At 66.3% G+C, this 20,629-nt stretch carries 11 protein-coding genes and 1 pseudogene; 1 reads left to right on the top strand and 11 read right to left on the bottom strand.

What is annotated here, in order from left to right; genetic code table 11:
• The 11 genes and pseudogenes from SK095_RS00345 to SK095_RS00295 all read right to left on the bottom strand — a co-directional run bounded on the left by SK095_RS00345 (nucleotide 1) and on the right by SK095_RS00295 (nucleotide 19,189).
• Nucleotides 1–3,066: pseudogene (locus SK095_RS00345) on the bottom strand (DEAD/DEAH box helicase).
• 15 nt (nucleotides 3,067–3,081) lie between these two features.
• Nucleotides 3,082–4,641: an EH signature domain-containing protein gene (locus tag SK095_RS00340; protein WP_320547515.1), complete on the bottom strand. Its 1,560-nt coding sequence runs from the start codon at nucleotides 4,639–4,641 to the stop codon at nucleotides 3,082–3,084.
• Nucleotides 4,638–5,402 (bottom strand): OmpA family protein, encoded by a 765-nt coding sequence (locus SK095_RS00335; protein WP_320547514.1) that lies wholly within the window; start codon nucleotides 5,400–5,402, stop codon nucleotides 4,638–4,640. The genes SK095_RS00340 and SK095_RS00335 overlap by 4 nt, the downstream gene beginning before the upstream one ends.
• Nucleotides 5,402–7,765 carry an anti-phage ZorAB system protein ZorA gene (zorA, locus tag SK095_RS00330; RefSeq protein ID WP_320547513.1) on the bottom strand — a complete coding sequence of 788 codons (2,364 nt, stop codon included), beginning with the start codon at nucleotides 7,763–7,765 and terminating at the stop codon, nucleotides 5,402–5,404. The genes SK095_RS00335 and zorA overlap by 1 nt, the downstream gene beginning before the upstream one ends.
• A 130-nt stretch (nucleotides 7,766–7,895) precedes the next feature.
• Nucleotides 7,896–8,438, bottom strand: a complete 543-nt coding sequence (locus SK095_RS00325; protein ID WP_320547512.1) for a YaeQ family protein — start codon at nucleotides 8,436–8,438, stop codon at nucleotides 7,896–7,898.
• Between the two features lie 52 nt (nucleotides 8,439–8,490).
• On the bottom strand, nucleotides 8,491–9,651 hold the full coding sequence (locus SK095_RS00320; RefSeq protein ID WP_320547511.1) for a GGDEF domain-containing protein: 1,161 nt from the start codon (nucleotides 9,649–9,651) through the stop codon (nucleotides 8,491–8,493).
• A gap of 96 nt (nucleotides 9,652–9,747) precedes the next feature.
• On the bottom strand, nucleotides 9,748–14,976 hold the full coding sequence (locus SK095_RS00315; protein WP_320547510.1) for a DNA repair ATPase: 5,229 nt from the start codon (nucleotides 14,974–14,976) through the stop codon (nucleotides 9,748–9,750).
• 98 nt (nucleotides 14,977–15,074) lie between these two features.
• Nucleotides 15,075–17,120, bottom strand: a complete 2,046-nt coding sequence (locus tag SK095_RS00310) for a flotillin family protein (RefSeq protein WP_320547509.1) — start codon at nucleotides 17,118–17,120, stop codon at nucleotides 15,075–15,077.
• A gap of 27 nt (nucleotides 17,121–17,147) precedes the next feature.
• A complete protein-coding gene (locus SK095_RS00305; RefSeq protein WP_320547508.1) occupies nucleotides 17,148–17,786 on the bottom strand; it encodes an OB-fold-containig protein in 639 nt (212 codons plus the stop codon).
• Between the two features lie 72 nt (nucleotides 17,787–17,858).
• Complete coding sequence (locus SK095_RS00300; RefSeq protein WP_320547507.1) at nucleotides 17,859–18,560, bottom strand: PspA/IM30 family protein; 702 nt, start codon at nucleotides 18,558–18,560, stop codon at nucleotides 17,859–17,861.
• A complete protein-coding gene (locus SK095_RS00295) occupies nucleotides 18,557–19,189 on the bottom strand; it encodes a YjfI family protein (protein ID WP_201486130.1) in 633 nt (210 codons plus the stop codon). The genes SK095_RS00300 and SK095_RS00295 overlap by 4 nt, the downstream gene beginning before the upstream one ends.
• 154 nt (nucleotides 19,190–19,343) lie before the next feature.
• Here SK095_RS00295 and SK095_RS00290 point away from each other — a divergent pair, with 154 nt between their 5' ends.
• On the top strand, nucleotides 19,344–20,543 hold the full coding sequence (locus SK095_RS00290; protein ID WP_136489120.1) for a CaiB/BaiF CoA transferase family protein: 1,200 nt from the start codon (nucleotides 19,344–19,346) through the stop codon (nucleotides 20,541–20,543).
• The last annotated feature ends 86 nt before the right edge of the window (nucleotides 20,544–20,629 follow it).

The following is a 20,629-nucleotide window of genomic DNA, read 5'->3' as shown; positions in this document are numbered from 1 at the left end:
TCACAAGCCCATCGCCTGAATCATCTTGCCTTCGGAAACCGGCTCCGGCGTCACCACGGCATCCTTGAGCATCAGCTTCCCGCGTAGCAACCGATCCAGGTGCAGGTCGAAAGAGTCGAACTGTGGGTGCAGAACCGCTGGCAGGTGGACATGCACCGGCTTGGTCTGGCCGATCCGGTAGACGCGGTCCGAGGCTTGGGCCTCCTTTGCCGGGTTCCAGTGGCGCTCAAGGTGAACCACATGGTTCGCCCCGACTACGGTCAGACCGACCCCGGCAGCCACCGGCGACATGATCAGCAGATTGAAGCCTGGCTGTGCCTCGAACGCAGTGATCAGCCTTTTCCGGGTCATTTCCTCTGCCTTGCTTGTAATACCCTCCTGCTTCTTGGCAACAGCGGCTGTCTCGCCATTGATGATCGCAATGTTCAGGCCGTAGATCTGATCCAGCCAGAGCTTGAGCAGGCGCTGCAGACGCTTGGTCACCATGAACAGGATGACCTTCTCGCCCTTCTGACAGATCTCGTCCAGCAGGTTGAGCAGCACGGCCAGCTTGCCCGACTCCCGCATCACCTGACGCGCCTCCTTGGCGCTGCTGGTCATCAGCTTGGCCTCCTCGCGAAGTCGCGGATGGAGGGAGACCTCGCGCAAGCTGGACAAGGCTGCCAATGCCCTGCCCCGCATGTCCTCGCTGGCCCGCTGACTGCGGTAACCGTCGAGCACCGCGTCATAGGCCTGCAATTGTGGGCCACTCATGCAGACCGCCAAGTTGGGGGCAGGAACCTGCTGGCCCGACTGCATATTGCTGACGCCACTGTGAATGGTCTTCGAGGGCAACCCCTTGAGCTGATCTTCCTTGACCCGCCGGAGCATGAAGCTGCCGACGGCGGCGCGCAGTTCGGAGCCGATGCGGGTACGCACGGCATCCCTCTCCTCCTCCGCTGCATCGAGGATCGGCTTGACCCAACGATCACGGAACTGCGGCCAGTCGCCGAGCAGCCCCGGCTGCACTGTATCCATCAGGCACCAGAAGTCACCCAGGCTGTTCTCTACCGGCGTGCCGGTGGCAAGCAGCTTGAAATCGGCCTTCAGACCCTTGGCAGCGCGGGTCTGTATGGCATTCGGGTTCTTGATGTTCTGCGCCTCGTCGAAGATGACCATGCCCCAGTCGATCCGGCACAAGGAGAACTGGTAGTCACGCAAGGTCTGGTAGGTTGTCAGCACCAGGCGGCGATCCATATCCAGACGCTTCGCGCCGGCCTCGGGGCCAATGTGCAACGCATAGCGGATTGCCTGCTCATCCATGCCACCATTGTCATCGACCAGGGAGGCCAACTGCTGTGACTCGCGCTCGGCGCCCTTCTGCCGGTACTGGTTGAGATCCCGTCCAGACTGCAGCACAACGATGTCGCGGAATGGAATGCTCTTGAAGGTCTGCGCCACCTCGTCTTCCCAGTTTTCCAGCAGACTCAAGGGGGCTACGACCAGCACGGGCTTCTGCGCGCGACCATCGTGATGCTGCTGGACCAGGTATTCGGCCGCTGCGATCAGCGACATCTAGGTCTTGCCCAGGCCCATGTCATCGGCCAGCAAACCACCCTGCAGGCGATAGAGATCCTCCCGGTTCTCCCTGATCGCCGAGCCGATCAGTCCCAGCATCCAGTTGATACCCTCACGCTGGTGAGCGAAGGGCTGGCGGGCATAGGACGACCATTCCGGCTCGTGTAGTGGTCTCGCCGCAGCCGCCTTGTCGAGCAAGCGGGTATCGATCCGGTCAGCCTCGCGGATCAGTACCGTCACCTGCGCTTTGGCCTGCGCGTCTTCCTGAGTGTCATCCGGACAGGTTTTCTCTGACGGCTCACCTGACGGCTCGGCGAACTTGCCACGCAGCGACTCGAGCTGTCGGTCGACCGCCTCGGGACTGGAGATGTCGATCACCTCGCCCGCGAAGGACAGGCGCTCTGCCCCCTGCTCTCGGGCCGCCGCCAGGGCGCGCTCGAACTGCTCCAGTTCCTCCGGCGACTGCACCAGTCTTGGAATGATCTCGGCCGGTGCTGCTCGTGAGTCCAGGGCAAACCAGTCCTGCTTCTTGGCATCCAGCTCGCCGAAGTCCATGTGCTGGAGCTTGCCGATGCCCATGACTCGGACGGAGAAGCCAAGCTCCAGATTGACCAAGGCCGCATCGAGAAACGCACTGGGCGTCTTGATGAAGTCGGCCACCTTGTCGGCCGGAATGCGCTTGTTGCCGAGCACCTCCTTGATCGCGGCCATCTTCTTCGCTTCGAGCAGCACGACCCGGTTGTCGATGCGCATCACGCCGCCATCGGCATTCATGTCCAACTGCGACCAGCGCTTTTCCAACTGATCGGGTGTCGAACCCTCGCCCAGACTGGGACAGAGCATCAGACTGCCGTCCGGCAAGCGGGTGGCGGTCACGCCGATGTTCTCCGGCACCACGACATCCAGGCGCTCGAAGTGGCTGAGATCTATGCGCATGCCGCTGCGCGCAGCGGTCTGCAGCTCAGCCATCAGCCGCAGGTTGGCCGCCTCGGTGCGTGCTTCCGGAGCCAGGTTCTGGTGCCGTTCCCAGGCCTCGAGCCCCATCAGCTCGGCCGGCGTCAGGCGGTACACCTCGGTCGAGGACAGTTGCAGGAGTGGCCCCTTGTGGGTGAATGGCGCCTCGCCGTCCTTGAGCCGCGCACTCAGATTCACCCGGAAACCGCTCTGCCCTGTGCTTCCCTGTATCTGCGAGACGAACGAGCCGGGAAACCGTGCCGGCAGCCGAAGCACCCCGGCCTGCTCGTCATCCAGCCCGGCTAGGTCGGCGGCTCGAATGTGGAAGCCGTTGGGCATGATCTCGGCCAGCCCCTGCTCCTCGAGCATACGCAAGGCGATCAGCTGGATCTTCTGTAGGGTATTGCCGCTGCCATCCAGCAGAGCCTCGAAGGTCGCCTTGTGCAGATAGAAGTTCAGGCCTTCCGAGTCGGCCTGGAACTGGAAACCGTCCTGCTGGTCAAGCGACTCATCGCGCCCGCCCAACAAGCTCTTGATCATGTCTAGAAAGGCCATTGCATACCCACCACGTCAGGAGAAAAGCTGATTCAGCGCTGCAGGCGGCACCCTCACCTTCCTGCGACTGACCACCGGCATGCCGAACTTGGCAAGATACGCCTTGTAGTCCTGCCCGGTGAGTAGCTGCTCGATATCCAGACCAATCCCGTTATCACCCAGGAACTGGAAAACCTTGTTCTGCCAGTTCAGGGGCGGATGGTGTGTATAGGCATCCATAGGCAATCCCGGATAACGATGCTGATACTGCTCCGGAATCAGATTGATCAGATCAGAATGACTGAAGGTATTTTTCTCGTAGGAGAGCAACCGTTCACTGGGCAGCGCCAGATACACCCAAATCCTGAAGCTATGGGAGCCTTCGATCAGGTGAAAATCACCACAATCCAGATAGATGACAGCCTTGTCTGACATATTGCCATCCATTTTACTGAAGTTTGGAAGTGCATCACTGGTGAGTATTTTCCTGACAGACTGCTCGGCTGTACGTCCCAGCATCAAGCGCGCGTTGCGAACCAACTTGAGGTTGTCAAGCCCCTCCAGAAAGCGTTTGCGTGCCGGAAACATCTTCTGTAAATCGTCATTCCAAGTTTCAATACCGTACTGTTCTACTGCCTTGAGGAAAAGCCTCAGGTCCAGCTTGGCCAACCAGCCACGCACCTTGCTGATGCGCTCTTCGCCGATCGGAGCCCACCACTTGCGGTAATTTTTATTCGAGCTGGCAATCCTGGGATCACCGGCCAACGTCAGAAAAAAGTTCTGCCATTTTTCACCTGGATCACCTGCCACACGGTCGATCATGATCTCCAACGCGACATTGCCGATAAGCTTGTGATCGCCATAGGGCGCTTCACACACCGACGGTTTGAGCAGCTCATCCAGTACCGGATCCCATTCGCCCGGCTGCAAGCCGCGCAGGGTTTCCAGATAGAAATGTGCCCGGCAGATATCGCCATAACGCCCAACGTCGAAGCCTTCTAGGCCGTATGCCGTAAAAGTTTCGCCAAGCTCGCGTTCTTGCCTGCGCACATGGCGCACCAACGCCAACGGGCCATTCAGACTCAGCAACCAGCGCCCCTCGCGCTTGAGCACGGAGAGGATATCCTTGGCGAGCAGTGGCTGTTTCGAGTCCGGCATGAGATCCAACTGGACATGCAAATGCTGCTGTAGCCGCTCCAGCAATCTCTCTTCCTTACTGTGCTCATCGAGACGGTCGAAATAATGGAAATACAGCTGAATCAACTGAATCAACGTCAGGCGAGTCAGCCTGGGCTGCTGATTTTCGATGAGCAAGTCCAGCATCCGGGCATTGAGCAGGCGGGCGCCGAGATGCACGTCGTTCAGCCACAGATCCGTCAGGGCACGCGCACCGACACGCTGCTTCAACAGAGCAAGCAAACCACCGAAGCGCCCCGTATCGGCCATGTCTTGCCATTCTTTCCGCGCCAGCTCGAAGGCATCACTGCCACCCACCGAGGCCTTCATCCTTTTGGCTTTCTCCGCTAGCTCAGCCCACCCCCCAATGACCAGTGCCGGCCACACGGACGGACGGTTATCAAGCGGCGGTACTTTCATTGAGCCGCGCCTCGCAGCAGTTCACGCACGCCTTCGTAATCGGCACTGGCCGGGCGGCGGATGGTGAAGCGGATGTCGATGCGCCGATTGACCCGGAAATCGTCCTCGGTGAGCTGCTGGCCATTGACCGGGCGGGTTTCGCCATAGCCGCTGACCGAGAACAGAGGGTCGCCATCCACGTTGCGCATCCGGTTGAGCCGCTGCTCTTCCGCCAGCGCGCTGCTCCAGAACTGCCAGAGCGAAATCGCCCGGAAGGTGGAAAGCCCCCAGTTGCCCTTGCCCATGAAGCCGGGGAATGGCCGGTTGTCGGTGTGTCCCTCGATGAAGATGGTATCCAGATAGGCCAGACGGTCATCCTTGCTGATCACCTGATTCAGTACCAGGCCGATTTCCAGCGCGGTCGATGCATAGCGCGGCTGCAACTCGTACTCGCCGGTGTCGAACCCAAGCAGCTCGTTGGGGATGCGCAGAACCGTGTGGTTCTCGCTGATCTCCACCTTGATGCCGCGCTGGCGCAACTCCTCCACCGCCTCGTCCAGGATGGTGCGCCTCACCTCCTCGGCCTTCTTCAGCTCGACCAGCTCCTGCTCGAACTGCACCTTGCGCTGCTCGAGCTCCTTCTGGATTTCCAGCAGGCGCAGAATCAGGATCACCGAAGCCAGAATGAACACCACCAGCAGGGCCGACATCATGTCCGAGAAGGACATCCAGTACGGGTTCTCTTCGTCGACGCTCGCCGAATGGGATTTGCGCCAGCGCATCAGCGGTCGGTCTCCAGTTCGTCGACGACATTGCTGATCGCCTGCACGACGGCATGCATCTGGTTGGCGAAACCAAGGGTTTGCTTGTTCCACTGATCCATACGCTCATGAACCTGCGTACTGACTTCCTTGGAATAGCTGCGCAGCCAGTCTTCAGCCTGCTCCTCGATACCCTCGACCTGCTCGCGCAGCATCTCGCCCAGGCGGGTGAACTCGCTGTGCACCCCAGCAAGGAACTCCCGCTGGTGCTGCTTCATCTCGCCGAAGCCGTTACGAGCCTCGCTGGCCGCCTGCTCGAAGCGCTGCGCCCCTTCCAGCAGAGCCTTCTGCAAGTGCTGCAGGGTGCCGGCCTGACTCTGCAGCTGCCCTGCAAGCATGGCGTTCTGGCTGCCGGCGTCCTCGATACGCTGGGTGACCTGTTCCAGGCGCTGACCCAGCAACTCTGCGGCTTTCTGCACATTTACCGCCAGCAGGCCGAGCTGGCTGGCGCTGTTGCTCATGTGCTTGCTGCTTTGCGCGGCGGCTCCGCTGCTCTGCTTGAGATCCGCCAGCAGGCGCTGGTGCTGATCGGCCATCAGCAGGCTCTGCTGCTGAGTGGTCTGCACCGCCCCGGCGATCTCAGCCAACAGCACCTGCTGCTGGCTGGCCATTTTTTCCAACTGCTCGTCCAGACGCTGCTGACGATCACGCTCGCGCTGCTCGGCCTGCTGACCATGTCTGCTGGCCTCCTCATTGAATGCAGCCAGCAGTTTGCCGACGGTTTCCTCAAGCTTGCGCTGCTGAGCCGCCGAGGTCTCGGCAATGGTCACTATCTGCTCACGACCGGTCTGCCCGAGGCTATCGAGCAGTTGCCTCTGCTGCTCCAGCGCCGTGCTTTGCTGCTCCTGATGACGAGCGGCGCGTTTCTGCTCGCGCTGCTCCGCAGTATTCATTTGGGCTTCCAGCTGAGTATTGAGGTTAATCATCAAACGGGAGAAGACCCTCTCCAAGTTGGTGTGCCGTTCGTTGCTGGCCTCGCCCATGGCCTGCATCTGCTCGCGGGTCGACTGGGTGAACTTCTCCAGCAGCTCGGCCTGGCTGGCACGGGTGTCGGTCAGCAGGCGCTCGAACAGTGCCTGGCGCTCTTCATCGCGGCGCTGCGCAGCGCCCAGCTGACTATCCAACTGGCCACCCAGTCCCCTCATCAGCTCGCCGAAGCGCCTCTCCATCTGCTCCTGGCGCTCCTCGGCCGCGCGAGTGATGCGCTCGAGCTGCGCCTCGAACTGCTGCCGCTGCTGCTCGGCGCTGGCAAGCTGACGGTTCTGCTGTTCGCCGAGCGTATGCGCCAACTGATTGATGCGCTCTCCCATGCCCCCCACGGCGCTATGTACGTCAGTGGCAGCTTGCTGCATCAGATAGCCCTGTTCGCGTCCCGCGGCGGTCATTCCATCCATGAAACGGCCAACCAGTGTTTCCAGCACCTCGCTGGACTGTTTGCTGGTCGAGTCGATCAAGGTTTGGATGGCAGGCTTCATGATGCTGTTCAGCGCCTTAGTGATCGCCTCCTGCATCTCATCGCTCATGCCCTTGATGGACTCCTGCAGCCTGTTACCAATGCGCTCGTCCAGGCCTCGCAGGGCCTGCGTGCTCTCCTTGCTATATTCGGCGATATGCAGCAGCGACTGCTCGGCCGGGTGCATGGGGTACAGCTCGTCGATGCGAGCCTGGAGCGCCCGGACATTGGACAGGACGAAGCGCTCGGCCAGCTTCTCGATGAAGTTCAACAGAAGGCTGGCGCCAACCCCCCAGACCGAAGTCATGAAGGCCACCGCCGCGCCGGCAATCAGGTTGTGGATGCCGCCCTTGAGCTGGTTGACGTCCGCCTGCTCAGTGAGTTGCAGACCGACCAGGCCCACAGTCAGGCCGACGAAGGTGCCCAGTACGCCGATTGCCACCAGGAAGCCAGGCGCGGCAGCCAGCAAACGGCTGCCGGTGATCTCCGGTGCCAGGCTGCCGGCGTTGAAGAAGTGCTCGGCATCCAGGGTGTTGAACAGCCTCCGGTTGTCACTGGCAGTGGCCAGGCTCTCATCGAAAGCCTGCCACAACTCGCCGATTCCTTTCGGCTTGAGTCCCTTGGCTCGTTGCAAGATGTCGCGGCGATTAATAGCGAGGTTATCGCGGCTCTGGTCCTGCAGCAGCGACTTCAGCGCGTTCAGGCGGCGCTTGAATGACAGCCAGTAATGCCCAGCGACGAAGAACAGGGCGATAAGGAAGAGCCCCCCGATCAGGAGGCAAAACAAAGCACTCAGCGCATCAGTATTGTTGGCAGCAGCTGTTTTTAACGAGAAAAAATCAGGCCACAGATAACTCAGCAAGTCGAGCATGGGGATCGATCCGTGAAATAGCTCAAGTCAGCAGAGTTTCAGATATGCGCAGCCCACTGTTCAACCCTGACGTAATCGTAGCGCCACCGAAAAGCAGGACAGCCTCAGAGCCGCCCTGCAGAGATCACATTCAACCGCGCTCGCCCAGCAGCCACTCCACGGCCAGCTCGTGCTGGCCGCGCTCGTCGGTGACGAACAGGGTACCCTCGCTGATCATCACGCTCCAACTGAGCGAGCGCGGCAGGTCGCGGGCCAGCTCGGCCAGCGGCTCCTGCGGCAGCGCGGCGATGTTGAGGTTCTTCAGGCTCTTCACCGCGCCCACCACCTTCTCCTGCCAGACGCGCAGGCTGCCGTAGGCCAGCACGCTGACTCGCTCGGCGCGCCGCGAGCACCAGGTCATGCGGTCGGCGTCGGGCTGGCCGACCTCGATCCAGTGCAGCACGCGGTCGTCGAGGCTCTTCTCCCACAGCGCCGGCTCGTCGACGTCGGACAGGCCGCGGCCGAAGGCGATCTTCTCGTCGTACCACAGCGCGTAGGCCAGCAGGCGTACGGCGAGGCGCTCCGCGGTCTCCGAGGGGTGCTTGGCGACGGTGAAGCGCAGGTTCTGGTAGACGCCGCGATCGAGGTCGGTGAGGTTGAGTTCGACTTTGTAGGGAGTGGACTGCAGGGCCATGGGGCGTTCCGGCGGGGATGGAAAAGGCCGGCAGTGTAACCCGAATCGCCCCTCAGGCCGGCAGCAGGCCGGCGCGGCCCTGCTCGACGCGGTCGCGCCCGGCGTCCTTGGCCCGGTACAGCGCCTCGTCGGCCTGCGCCAGCAGACCGGCCAGGTCGTGACCGGCCTGCACGCTGGCGGCGATGCCGATGCTGACGCTCAGGCGCACCGGCACTCCGAACGACAGCTCGGCGCATCGGCGACGGATGCGCTCGGCCACCTCAAGCGCCTGCGCCGGATCGACGCCGGGCAGCAGACAGGCGAACTCCTCACCGCCGATGCGCCCGCAGACGTCCTGCTCGCGCAAGCCGCCGGCCAGCACGCCGGCGAAGGCGACCAGCGCCGCGTCCCCGGCGGCATGGCCATGGGTATCGTTGAGGCGCTTGAAGTGATCGAGGTCGCAGAGCAGCAACGCCGCCGGTCGCTGCGCGCCCCGACACTGGTCCAGCAGGGTGGCGGCACGCTCCATGAAGGCGCGCCGGTTGCCGATGCCGGTCAGCGGGTCGCTGTTGGCCATGGCGTGCAGGCGCGCCTCGGTGCGCTCGCGGACCATGGCCTGGGTGACGAAAGCGATGCCGATGGCGAACAGGAAGGTCTCCAGCACCAGCCAGCTCATGAAGTTCGCGCCGACCGCGCTCCACATGCTGCCGGCGGTTTCGCCATGGTCGAGCAGCAGGCGCACGCCGTAGAAGACCGCATGCCCCCCCAGCAGGAACAGCGCCGGGACGATGGACACCTCCAGACACCGGCGGGTGCGCCACAGCTCCCAGGCCGCCGCGCCGGCATAGCTGATGGTCAGCAGGCTGTAGGCCGCCACCCGCAGCGCGCTGGAGGCCATGAAGGTCGGCCACAGGCACAGCCCCAGCCACAGCAAGGCACCGGCGACGACGCCCGGCCGGTGCAGCGGCCGGCCGACGAAGGCGCGCATGGCCGCCCAGCCCTGGGCGCAGGCCAGCAACAGCAGCACGTTGCCCAGCACGATGGACAGGGTATCTGCGCCCAGCCCACGCAGGCTGACCACCAGAGTGCCGACCGCGCCCAGCAGCAACATGCCGGCCATGCAGCCCAGGGTGGGCTCGCCCTGGCTGCGCCGCCAGGCATGCAGCATCAGCACACCGAGCAGGACCAGCACGTAGATTTCCAGCAGCAGCAGGGTGGGCAGGTGCAGGGTCATGGAGCGAACTCGCCGGCGGCCGTAGCGCGGGCCCGGCAGATGGTGAACGGCTTCACACTCTACGCGCTCCGGTCGCGGTCTCGCCAGTGCCGGGCCTCAGCCCGCCGGCGCATCCGCCACCTCGCCGCCCGGCAGGCGCGCGCGGCGCAGGCCCAGTTCGCGCATGTCGCGGGACAGCTCGTGCAGGTGCTTGTGGATGCGCAGGCCGATGTCGCCCTTCTTCTCGATGGTCTGGATCAGCGGCAGGAAGCTGGCCTGCAGCGACTGCGCCAGTCCCTCGAGCAGCGCGGCGAAGTCCGGCTGCGGCGCCGACGCCACCTGGATGTGCGGGCGCTGTTCGGCCAGCGCCTGCAGGCGGGCGAGCAGCTCGGCCCAGGGCACCGGCGCGGCGGCGGCGCCGAGGCCCTGCACGGCGTCGGCCAGGTCGCGCAACTGCGCCACCACGCGCACGCCGACGTCGGCCTCGCCGCCGCCCATGGCCTTGTTGCGCTGGAAATCGGCGCGGATCTGCTCCCAGCGCGCGGCCTGCTCGGCCGTCAGGTTGCCGCGCAGCTCGGCGAGCTTGAGCAGGTTCTCCTCGGCGCCGGTGGTGAGCAACTGCGCCTCGCCCTGGTAGTGGTCGGCGATCAGCTGCAGCAGTTCCTCGTCGTTCATCACCGCGCTGATCTTCTCGGCCATCTTGTTCATGTTGCGGTAACTGCCCTGCAGCTTGAACGGCGGCTCGCTGCGGTACTGGTCGGCCTGGGCGGCGCTGGCGATGTACTGCTGGTTGACCCGCAGCACCACGTCGCGCACCTGCATCAGGCGCTGCAGGGTGGCGGTGATCTCGTCCAGCTCGGCGCCGCTGTAGGCGTGCGACAGCTCGTTGGCGGAGAACTCGCGGCCCTCGGCCCTGGCCACCAGGCGGTAGAGGTCGGCCATCTCGCGGGTGGCCAGCGGTGCCAGCACCGGGTTGGAGGTCAGCGCGTTCTCGATGTAGCTGAGGGCGAAGGCCTCCTGCATGCCGCCCAGGGTGTCGCCGAGGTTGTAGATGTCGGCGCGGTTGGCCAGCATGTCGGGGATGCGGAACACCTCGCCGGACTCGGTGTAGGGGTTGCCGGACATCACCACGCAGAACTTCTTGCCGCGCATGTCGTAGGTGCGCGTGCGGCCCTTCCACACCCCCTCGATGCGCCGAGTGCCGTCGCACAGCGAGATGAACTTCTGCAGGAATTCCGGGTGCGTGTGCTGGATGTCGTCGACGTAGAGCATCACGTTGTTGCCCATCTCCAGCGCCAGGTTGAGCTTCTCCAGCTCCTGGCGGGCGGTGGCGTCGGGGGCCTGCGCCGGGTCGAGCGAGCGCACCTCGTGGCCGAGCGCCGGGCCGTTGATCTTCATGAAGATCAGCCCGAGGCGGTGGGCGACGTACTCCATCAGGGTGGTCTTGCCGTAGCCGGGCGGCGAGATGAGCATCAAGAGGCCCATCAGGTCGCTGCGCTTGTTCTCCCCGGCGCTGCCCATCTGCTTGGCCAGGTTGTCGCCGATGAAGGTCAGGTAGACGTCGTTGATCAGCCTGTTGCGCACGAAGGAACTGAGCGGACGGGCCTTGAACTCGGCCAGGCGCAGCGCGGCGCGCTCGCGGGCGATCACCGCCTGGCGCAGCGCTTGGTAGCGGGTGAGGCCCGGCAGGTAGTGCTCGCGGTGCGCGCGCAGGCGGGCGAACAGCTCGTCCAGGGCCAGCTCCAGCCGCTGTTCCTGGATGCGCGGGTGCTCGCCGAGCAGGCCCTCCACCGTGAAGCGCAGGTCGACCTCGGTGACCCGCCGCGGCAGCTCCTCGCCGAGCAGCTCGAGCGCCGCCGCCTCGGGTGCGTAGGCGGCCAGCGCGGCGAACTCGGCCTGGCCGCACAGGCCGTGCAGCCAGTCGAGCGCCAGCGTCCACTGCGCCGCCGGGCGCTCGCCCAGGCGCGCCAGCGCCTGGCGGTAGTCGTCCCACATGCGCGCCTCGGTGAGCCGCGCGCGCAAACCTTCCTGCAGCTGGCGGGCGTACTTGCTGAAGGTGAACTCGATGCGCTCGGCGGCCAGTTCCTGCACCAGGTACTCGGCGGCCTCGGCCACCACCGCCGCGTCCAGGTTCAGCGGCTGTTCGGCGAGGAAGGCCTGCAGCGCGGCGGCGATCTCGCCCTGCAGGCTGCGCAGGCCGTCGTCGCGGCCGAACAGCTGGCGGATGTGCCGGCTGCTGCGCGCCCGCTCTGGCCACTGTGCCGGCTGCGGTTGATCGCACAGACGCTCCCAGCACAGGCAGGCGAAGGCGCGCGGCAGCGGCGCGTGGCGCAGCAGCCCGGCGCTGGCGGTCAGCGGCAGCAGGCGGGCGAGGATCGCCGCGGCGTCCTGGTCGTGGATGCCCTTCTCGTAGCCCTCCCGGTAGCGCGGCGCGGCGAACTCGCGCACCGCGCGCACCAGCGCCTCGGGCTGGGCGAGCAGCAGCTTGAGGCGATCCAGATCGAGGCCGCCCTCGCCGCGCTCGGCGGCGGCCAGCACTTCGCCGGCCAGGTATTCGCCGCGGTACAGCTCGGCCGATTCCGACTCCAGGCTGGCCTGCCAGAAGGCGCGCAGTCCCTCCAGCTCGGCATCGACCAGCGGCTCGATGAAGTCGGTGCCGGTCAGGTGCAGGCACAGCTGCTCGCCGCGCGGCAGCAGGGTCAGGTCCAGTTCCTGGCTGTTGACGCTGAAGCGGTGGCGGCCGAGGCGGATCAGGTTGCCACCCTCCTCGAACAGCTCGCTCTTGTCGCGCAGGGCGCGCACCGCCTGGTCGCGAGCGCCCTTGAGGCGCGCTTCCAGGTCGTCGGCCTTGACGCTGTCCTTGAGCTCGCGCAGGCGCTCGGCCAGCTCGCGCAGCTTGAGGATCAGCGGGTCGGCGGCGAAGAAGGCGTTGAGCTCCTCCATGCTCGCCAGACGCGCGGTGCGCCGCGCCAGGCTGTCGAGGATGCGCCGTGCGGCCTCCTGCAGGCCCTGGGCGCGGCGCTGGCGCTCGTCGAGCAGCGCCTGCTTGTGGCTTTCGAAGGTCTCCAGCAGTTCCTCGCGCTTGGCGAGGATGTCGGCGAGGAACTGCTCCTGCTCGCCGAAGCGGCTTTCCAGCTCCTCCAGCTGCAGCAGCAGGCGCGCCAGCTGCTCGTCGCAGCGCTCGGGATCGCTGGCCTGGCCGAGGGCGCTGGTGATGCCCTGGCCGAACAGCTTGAACTGGGCGCCGAACTGGGCGACCGTCTCCGCCGAACCGAGGCCCTTGCGGCGCTGCTCGGCGCGGGCGCGTGCCTGGTTGAGGCGGGCGTACAGCTCGGAGATCGCCTCGACGATGCGCGTGCGCTCGGTGGCGTCGTCGATCGCCAGGCTGGCCATCAGGTTGGAGAGCATGTCCAGGTCGGTGGCCATCGCCTGCAGGCCGGCCAGCGGTTCGGCCAGCTGGGCGACGCTGGCCGCCTGCTGCGCCGCGCCGTCCAGCTCGGCCAGGCGCGCGGCGTAGGGCTGCAGCGCCTGCGCACCGGCGAGAAAGCGCGCTGTGGCCGCGGCGACCCGCGCCTGCGCCTCGAGCAGCGCCGCCTCCATGGTGTCGATGCGCGCCACGTCGATGTAGCGGTAGTCGCGGATGGTCAGCAGCAGGCCGCGTTGGGCGGTCAGCGCGTTGAGCGCCTCGACGAAGGCCGCCACCGTATCCCAGCTGTCGACGTGCAGGCCGGCGAGCAGCGCCTGCTGGCGGGTCTCGGCCTCTGCCATGGCGCGCGCCGACTGCTGGCGGATGCTCTCGACCTTCTCGAACTCGTCGAGCACCCGCTCGGCGGTGGCGGCGATCTCGCGCAGCAGCGGCGCCAGCTCGCCGAGTTCGGCGGCGCCCAGCCAGTGGTAGGCGTCGAACAGCCGGCGCACGCTCTGGCACAGCTGGCCGTAGCGCTGCACCGACACCGACTGGGCGTCGATCTCGCGGCACAGGTTGCGCAGCTCGGACACCCCGCGCACCAGCTCGGCGTTGCCGATGCGGCCGAGGAAGCCGCTGCGCGGCGGCTGGCGGGCGGCGAACTCGTCGCTGGCGAACGACGTCTGCCAGATCTGCATCGGGTGGATGCGCGTCGGCTCGTTGCCCTCGGCGGCGAAGATCACCATGCGCCCGTCCTCCAGGCGCGCGTAGCCGTGGCCGAAGATCGGGCTGTGCAGCTGGCGCTCGATCAGGTTGTAGGTGAACAGCGCCGAACGGCCCTCCTCCGGCTGGTAGAACACGTACAGCACGTCCTCGCCGTTGGGCGAGCGCACCGCGCGCTTGAAGCGCATGCCGGCCATCGGCTGCTCGAAGGTCCTCGACTCGCCGTTCTGCAGGTAGTAGCCGCCGGGAAAGACGATGCCGTGGTCCTCGGGCAGCTGCACGCAGGCCTGGCCGATGGCGTCGATGCGCTCGACCTGGCGGGTCAGGCCGTTGAACACCAGGTAGCGCCACTGCTCCTCGCGGTACGGCAGCACCTTGAGCAGGATCAGGCTGCCGAGACGGGCGAACTCGATCTGCGCGTCGTCCAGCGACTGGGTCTTGTCCGCCACCGCCTCGCGGTAGATGCCCAGACCGTCCTCGGTGTTGTTCTCGACCTTGATGGTCAGGTCGCCGCCGATGGTCTCGACGAACACCGTGTCGAGGATGTTGACGTGCGGATGACGGCCGTTGACCACCATCTCGCGCGTGGTCTTCTGCCAGGCGAAGTCGTAGGGCGCCGGCAGGGCGATGTCGCGCTCGCCGCGGTTGTCGAGGTAGCGCACCTCGCCGCCGTCGACGGCGATCGACCAGCGGAACACGCGGATGTCGGTGAGTCGCTCGCCGATCTGGAAGCTGGCCAGCAGCTTGCCGTCGCGCACCACCAGCTGCAGCAGGCGGGTGTTCTTGTAGTAGCTGTACAGCTCGCGGAAGTCCTGCACGAAGCTGGCCTGACCGAGAAAGCTGCCCTCCAGCGGCTGCGGCTCGGCTTCATAGCCCTCCTCGGTCTGGTTCAGGCGATACAGGGAGAACACGTCCTCGACGCGGGTTTCCTGCTTGAGGCCGAGGAACACGTTGTAGCCGAACAGCAGGCAGTCGCCGACCTGGACGATGTCGCGGGCGATGCAGTTGTTCTCGGTGCGGATGCGCACCCGGCCGAGCACCGCCATCTCGCTGCTGCCGAATTCGGCCAGGCGCTGCGCGTTGAGGGCGTCGACGCCCTGGCGCAGGCGCTGGCCCTGCTCGGCCAGACGGCGCTGCAGCACCTCGTAGGCGCCGCCCTCGGCAACCGCCTGATCCACCATGTCCTGTTCGCGGCTTGCGGCCTGGGCATCCGACATCGTTGGGCTTCCTGAAGATTACGCAAGAGGGCACGACAGCTCCGGTGCAGACCGCAGGGGCTGCACCGGAACTGCCGGTTGGCGGTGAACGCGGCGGATCAGGCCGGAGTCTTGTCGACCGGCGCCGGGACGCTCTTCGCCTCGGCGCCCTTGCCGGCCATCAGCCGGCCCAGCACTTCCTGCACCACCGGGCTCTTGCCGACCACGCCCTCGATGGCCTTGCCCACCGACAGCGACCTGGCGAAGGAGTTGAAGAAGTCGCCCTCCCCGCCGACGATCTCGATCTTGGCCTTGGACAGCGCGGCGGACAGCACCTCGGCCTGCTCCCTGGCGATCTCCTGATTGGCGGCGATGCCGGCCATCGAGGCCTCGAAGTCCTTCTCCAGCTGCATGCGGAACTCCTCGTGCTGGCGGGCGCTGTCGCTGAGTTCGTCGAGGGCACCGAACTTCTTGCCCAGGCCCTCGGCCTCGGCGTTGAAGCGCTGCAGCAGCACCTCGGCCTCGGCCAGGCCCAGGTCCTTGGTGGCCTTGGCCTTGGCGCTGCCCAGCTGCTCCTCGCCGCGCGCCTGGGCGCCGAGCTTCTCCTCCAGCACCCTGGCCTCGGCCAGGCCGTCCTTCTCCTTGGCCGCCGCCTGCGCCTCGACGATGCGCGCCTGGGCCAGGCCCTTCTCCTGCTCGCCGCGGGCCTCGGCGGCCAGCTGTTCGGCCAGCACCCTCGCCTCGACCAGCCCCTCCTTCTCCTTGGCCGCGGCGGTCACCTCGCGCACCCGCGCATCGGCCAGACCCGGCGCGGCGCGCTCGGCCTCGATGCCCTCGGCCAGCTTGCGCTTGGCCTCGGCCTGCTTGGCCGCCGCCTCCAGTTCGGCCTGGGCCATGACGTTGACCTCGACGGCCTTGTGCTTGGCGCGGGTCTCGTCGGCCTCGGCCTGCTTGACCTGGCGCACCAGCTCCTGCTCGGCCTCGGCCTGGGCCTGCAGCACCGCAACCTGCTTGAGCCGCTCGGCCTCGGACACCTCGCGCACCTCCTTGATGCGCTCCTCCTCCTGGGCCACGGTCTTCTCCACCGCCACCCGCTCGCGAACGACGTTGGCGATGTTCTTGCGCTGCTCCTCCAGCGCCTTCTCCTTCTCGATACGCTGCAGCTCGACCTCGCGCTCGCGGGAGACGATCTCCAGCTCGCGGGCACGGGTGACCTTCTCCTCCTCGATCACCACCGCACGCTGGCGGTTCTGCTGGGCCACCTCGACTTCGCGCTGGTGGTTCTCGGCGCGGATATCCAGCTCCTGCTGGGTCTGGATGCGCGCCTGCTCGGCCTTGAGCCGCTCCTCCTCCTGCACCTTGAGGATCTCGGCCTGCTCGCGGGCGCGGATGGTGGCGATCTCGCGCTGCTGGCGCGCCTCGGCGTCGGCCTGCTGGCGCTCCAGCGCCAGGGTCGCCTCGCGGGTCTCGACGTTCTTCTTCTTGATCGCCAGCTCCTCGTTGCGCTCCAGGTCGTTGGTGATCACGTTCTGCGCCGCAGTCAGCTCGGTGATCTTGCGGATGCCCTGGGCGTCGAGGATGTTGGTCGGGTCCAGCGAGCTCTTCGGCGTCTGCTCCAGGTAGTCGATGGCCACGTCCTCCAGCACATAGCCGTTGAGGTCGTTGCCGATCACCTCGACGATGCGGTCGCGGAAGTTCTGCCGCTCCTCGAACAGCTGGACGAAGTCGAAGCGCTTGCCGACGGTCTTCAGCGCCTCGGAGAACTTGGCGTTGAACAGGTCGTTGACCGCCGCGCGGTCGGAGGCGCGCTCGGCGCCGATGGCCTTGGCCACCTTGAGCACGTCCTGCTGGGTCTCGTTGACCCGCAGGTAGAAGGCCACGGTGATGTCGGCGCGCAGGTTGTCCTGGCAGATCAGGCCGTCCTTGCCGCGGCGGTCGATCTCCAGGGTGATCAGGGAAATCTGCATGAACTCCTTCTTGTAGATCACCGGGTAGACCAGCGCGCCGGTGAAGTGCACCTTGGGCTGCGAGGACATGTCGTTGACGATCAGCGCGGTGCCCTGCGGCACCTTGATGTAGAAGGCCTTGAACAGCACGAAGAAGCCGAAGACCAGCAGGAAGACCACGCCGACCCCGATCAGGAAGGGCATCAGAATCTCGATCATTTTGTTTTCATCTCCTTGAGGGGCGGCTCAGAGGCCCTTGAATTCGTCTTCGCTGACCACCCGGTAGGCGTGCTCGCCCTCCAGGTACTGCAGCAGCACCACGCGGTCGCCGCGCCGGAAACCCGCGGACTCGTCGGCACGGATACGCAGGATCAGCCCGGCGCCCTGGTCGTCCAGGTCGGCCTCGCCGAAGCGCGGGCTGACCGTGCCGCTGCGCACCGTCGCCACCTGGCCGAGCAGCGAACGCGCCGAGGGCGCCTCGACCTTGCGGAACAGCCGGCGCAACGGCCGGCACAGCGCGCCGGTCAGCGGCACCGCCGGCAGCAGGGCCACCGCCGCCAGCGCTAGGCCGAGCGGATAGCGCAGCCAGCCCAGCGGCAGGTGGCGCAGCAGCAGCAGCTCGACGAAGTAGCTGGCGAACCAGGCGAAGAACACCAGCAGGGTCAGCACCAGGGTCACCGGCACGCCGCCCAGGCCCAGCTTGAGCAGCAGGCCGGCCAGACCTTCCAGCTCGAGGCCCTCGCCGTCCGGGCCGAAGTCGCCGTCGAGCACGTCGACCTCGAGGATGCCGAGGGCGGCGACCAGCCAGTAGAGCACCGCCAGGCACAGCAGGAAGCTGAACAGCACGGTGGGGAACGCCAGGGCGCTGTGCAGGAAGAGTTCCATCGTGTTCCGTCCGTGAAAGCGTAGGAGCCGCACGCAGCGTGGAACTGCGCGCGGCGAGGCTGGGCGTGAGCGTCAGGTGGCGTCGTGCGCCGCCCTGTCCTTCAACCGCGCCAGCACGCTGGCGGCGCTGCCGTTGTCGGGGACGATGCCGGCGGCGCGCAGCTTGCCTTCCAGGCTGGCCTCCGGCTGCTCGGCGGCCAGCTCGGCCTCGGCCTCCAGGCGGGCGGCGCGCTCGGCCTGGCGCTGCTTGATGCGCTCCAGCGATTCCACCGCGGTGTGCAGCTTGGCCTGCGAGCCGCCGTGGCGACGGGCCACCGCCAGCTGCGCGCGCTGCACGCTCTCGGTGGCCTTGACCGTGTCGACCTGCTGCTTGAGCCGCCTGATGTGCCCCTCGGCCTGGCTGACCGCCTGGCGCAGGCGCGTGACGCTGGCGGCGAAACCCGCGGCCTGCTCGCGATCGCTCGCCAGCTCGGCTTCCAGGGTGGCGATCTTCTCCGCCACCTCGGTGGCCAGCGTCTCGTTGTCGGCGGCCAGCGCCTTGAGCGCGTACTGCTCGTACTCGGCGACCTTGGCCTCGGCTTTGCCCACCCGCTCGCTGGCCAGCTTCTGCCTGGCCATGATCTCCGCCAGCGCCTCGCGCGACTGGCGCAGCTCCTGGTCGGCGTCGCGGATTTCCTGGTCGAGGATGCGCAGCGCCTGGCTGTCCACCAGCGCCTCGCCCGCCTCGTTGGCGCCGCCGCGCAGGGCGGTCAGCAGCTTGCTCCACACGTTCATGCGCGGCTCTCCTCGACGGCAGGAAGCAGGAAGTCCTCGTAGGCCTCGGTGGCCCTGATGACGTTGTCGGCCAGGGTCTCGATCTCGCAGACCACGTCGGCCAGGCTGGCGGCGGCGCTGAGGGCGCCGAACATCAGGTAGCAGGAGCGGCCGTCGGCCAGGGTCTCCAGGGCGATGCTGGAGAGCGGGAACAGCTTGTGGGTGCGCAGCACTTCCTCGTTGAAGGCGGCCGGATCGCGCACGTCGGCCTGCGGCCAGAGCAGCGCCTCGACCAGGATCTGCTCGCCGACCACCGCAGCGAACAGCGGCAGGTCGCCGTAGTCGTGCAGGGTCAGGTGCAGGCTGGGGTCGGCCCCCTGCAGCAACTCGATGCTGGCCCGACCGGCGCGCAGCAGTTCCACGTTCGCCAGCGCCTCGTACAGCTCGCCGGTGGTCCATAGCCTGGGCATGTGCATACCCCCCTCCTCCGTTGAGTCCAGCCCGCTGGCGGGCTGGCGCAGTTTGCGTTCCATGGCCGCGAGCTGCGCCGCATGCTCGGGCCGTATCCACACTTCCTTCTTCACCAGCCCCTGCTCGCGCAGGCGCTGGCGGTACAGACGCTGGTAGTAGGCCGACGATTTGCTGTCCATGCCCTGAGGCTAGAGCATCACATGTGTGATCGCCATGTCTCACATGTGGGATTTTCGCCAAGCCGCGCACAGAACGCGCACATGGGCTCCAGCCCCTCGCCGCGCCGCGCGCAATCGCCTAGGCTTGGCCATCCCTTGCCGCCACGGAGCCACCATGTCCCTGCCCGCCAAACCCCTCGCCGGCCTCAAGGTCATCGAACTCGGCACCCTGATCGCCGGCCCCTTCGCCTCGCGCATCTGCGCCGAGTTCGGTGCCGAGGTGATCAAGATCGAGTCGCCCGACGGCGGCGATCCGCTGCGCAAGTGGCGCAAGCTGTACGAGGGCACCTCGCTGTGGTGGTTCGTGCAGGCCCGCAACAAGCAGTCGCTGACCCTCAACCTCAAGCACCCCGAGGCGCAGGCCATCCTCAAGCAGCTGGTGACCGAAGCGGACATCGTCATCGAGAACTTCCGCCCCGGCGTGCTGGAGAAGCTCGGTCTCGGCTGGGAGGTGCTGCACGCGCTCAACCCGAAGCTGGTGATGGTGCGCCTGTCCGGCTTCGGCCAGACCGGACCGATGAAGGACCAGCCGGGCTTCGGCGCGGTGGGCGAGTCGATGGGCGGGCTGCGCTACATCACCGGCTTCGAGGACCGTCCGCCGGTGCGCACCGGCATCTCCATCGGCGACTCGATCGCCGCGCTGTGGGGGGTGATAGGCGCGTTGATGGCGCTGCGCCACCGCGAGGTCAACGGCGGCCAGGGCCAGGTGGTCGACGTGGCGTTGTACGAGGCGGTGTTCGCCATGATGGAGAGCCTGGTGCCGGAGTTCGACGTCTACGGCTTCATCCGCGAGCGCACCGGCAACATCATGCCCGGCATCACGCCCTCCTCCATCCATACCAGCGCGGACGGCAAGCACGTGCAGATCGGCGCCAACGGCGATGCCATCTTCCGGCGCTTCATGCTGGCCATCGACCGCGACGACCTCGCCAGCGACCCGAGCCTGGCCGACAATGCCGGGCGCGATGCGCGGCGCGACGAGCTGTACGGGGTGATCGACCGCTGGGTGCAGTCGCTGCCGCTGGACGAGGTGCTGGCGGTGCTGCAGCAGGCCGAGGTGCCGGCCAGCCGCATCTACAGCGCCGAGGACATGTTCGGCGATCCGCAGTTCCTCGCCCGCGACATGCTGCAGAAGGCGCGCCTGCCGGACGGGAAAGAGTTCCGGATGCCCGGCATCGTGCCGAAGCTGTCGGAGACGCCCGGCGGCACCGAGTGGATCGGCCCGCAGCTGGGCGAGCACACCGCGGCGATCCTCGCGCGCCTGGGCTACGACGCGGAGCGCATCACCGCGCTGAAGCAGGACGGGGCGATCTAGCAGGCTGTTGAAAAACTACCTGCGTTGCCGATGCTGCGTTAAAAACGGCCTCAAAATGCTCATTTACAGCACGTAAACTGCGCTTT

This window comes from Pseudomonas sp. AN-1 (genome assembly GCF_034057115.1).
GTDB lineage: Bacteria > Pseudomonadota > Gammaproteobacteria > Pseudomonadales > Pseudomonadaceae > Geopseudomonas.
This window is presented reverse-complemented; position numbering and strand designations above follow the sequence as displayed.